Origin of the sequence: Streptomyces torulosus, from assembly GCF_001419765.1 — a bacterium.
GTDB lineage: Bacteria > Actinomycetota > Actinomycetes > Streptomycetales > Streptomycetaceae > Streptomyces > Streptomyces torulosus.
Map to the genome: position 1 here is coordinate 1 of NZ_LIRK01000987.1, position 1,662 is coordinate 1,662.

A 1,662-nucleotide genomic window follows, 5' to 3' on the forward strand; every position below is an offset into this window, starting at 1 on the left:
CCCGCCGATACCTCACCGACCTGCCGCCCGCTCCCACCCCCGTAACCATCTCCGCCCAACCCGCACGCGCCCTCACTGTCGTCGAGCGCAAGCTGGGTCACTATCGGCCGACCCAGCGCAACCCACATGCCCACGCCTTCGAGATCGCTGAAGCCGTCAGCTACGCCTGGCACCACGCACACGGAGGCAGCGCCATCGAGGTCCCGATCGGCGTGGTCGCCACGCTCGCTCTCTGGCCCCTTCGTGGCCCGGACGCCTACCTCGCCGCCGACTGGTGGCTCAGCCTCGACGACACCGACCTGCTCGCCGCNNNATCCCGACCCGCGTCGGGCCGGGGCCGTCCGCGCTGTCGTGGAAGCCTCACTCACCAACGGGCTGCTGCACTTGACCAGCAGTGATGACGCTGACCTCCGCTCCACGACGGACGTGATGGGGACCGTGTTGGCCGTCATGCGCTCCGAGGGCGCCCACGACGCGCTCGCGGAGATACATACGCCGCCGGAGGTGGCCTACCTGATGGCCAGGATGCTGCTCGACGGCATGCCGCTCACCCCCGGTATGACGTTCGACGAACCCGCCGGCGGAACCGGCGGCATGTACCGTGCCGCCGTGCAGGTCATGCGTGAACGCGGCATCGACCCACACGAGTTCGGCTGGTCACTGACGGACGCCGACCCGCTTGCGGCCGCGGGGGCCGCCGTCAACGCGATCCTCTGGGATCTAGGTCCGCACGTGCTCATCGGGTGCGGTGACACCCTGCACGAGGGCAACGTCCCCGCGAGGGCCGCCCAGGAGGCGCGCGACTCTCTGGAGCGTCGCGATCGGCTGCACTCGCAGGCCGTCTTCCTGGCGGCGCTTCAGAAGGTGGAAGCCCTCATACGCGACGTGGCCGCCTGACCTGCGGAAACTCTTCGAAATCTCTCGCGGGAGATCTTGATTCACACACGAATGCATATAGAATAGAACCATGAGGAAAGGGGGAGCCATGGAAGAGCTGCCGTTCACCTTCCCGTACTGCCGCAACCACGAAATCCGCTGCCAGGAACCCGGCTGCGAAGCCTGTGCCTGCGACCACTGCTTCGACTGTGGCGCCTGCCCCACCCAGATCTGCGACCACGACGCCTAGCGACCTGCAACGCAGACCGGCAGTCCAACCACAACTCCCCACGCGAAACGAATGGAGAGCAGATGACCTACAAGCAGGGCGACCGCATCGCCCTCGTCCACACCACCGACCCGCACACCGACCTCAAGCCCGGCGACGAAGGCACCGTCTACCGGTTCGACGCCGCACTCGCCCAGCTCTCCGTGAACTGGGACAGCGGTTCGAGACTCTCGATGCTCCTCGACGACGGCGACGAAGTGCGCCCCGCATAGCAGCCCCCGGGGCCGCCTCCTTGGAGGCGGCCCCGCCGCTCAACCAACAGACCTCTTGGAGAAGCGCACATGCTCATCACCGACGCCGCGGTCCGGGAAACCGCGGCCACCATCGCCCAAAGTCTCGGCGAAGACTGGGTGATCGACCCGGAAGCACCCGCCGACGGCGCCGCCCACCTCATAAGCACCGACGGAAAAGGAATCAGCTTCCGCCCCATCTTCGGCGGAACCACCGTCCAACTCTGGATCACCGGAAGTGCCCCGCCGCCGCCCCCGATCGACGCC

Annotated in this window: 3 protein-coding genes and 1 pseudogene; all 4 read left to right on the forward strand. The window is 67.5% G+C overall.

The features are described 5' to 3' along the window. Positions 1-310 (forward strand): annotated as a pseudogene (locus AOK23_RS43375) (hypothetical protein); the annotation flags it as partial. Between the two features lie 657 nt (positions 311-967). Beyond that, the gene (locus tag AOK23_RS48300) at positions 968-1,126 is read left to right on the forward strand and encodes a hypothetical protein (RefSeq protein WP_157878337.1); all 159 of its coding nucleotides are present in this window, start codon (positions 968-970) and stop codon (positions 1,124-1,126) included. 62 nt (positions 1,127-1,188) lie between these two features. Continuing rightward, a complete protein-coding gene (locus AOK23_RS43385; RefSeq protein ID WP_055717851.1) occupies positions 1,189-1,377 on the forward strand; it encodes a DUF4314 domain-containing protein in 189 nt (62 codons plus the stop codon). A gap of 69 nt (positions 1,378-1,446) precedes the next feature. Next, the coding region (locus AOK23_RS43390; RefSeq protein ID WP_157878338.1) for a hypothetical protein at positions 1,447-1,662 on the forward strand (216 nt) is incomplete at its 3' end.

Excerpts from the sequence above, each read along its gene's own strand:
- AOK23_RS43385 (WP_055717851.1), top strand. The coding sequence starts at position 1,189 with ATGACCTACAAGCAGGGCGACCGCATCGCCCTCGTCCACACCACCGAC.
- AOK23_RS48300 (WP_157878337.1), top strand. The coding sequence starts at position 968 with ATGAGGAAAGGGGGAGCCATGGAAGAGCTGCCGTTCACCTTCCCGTAC.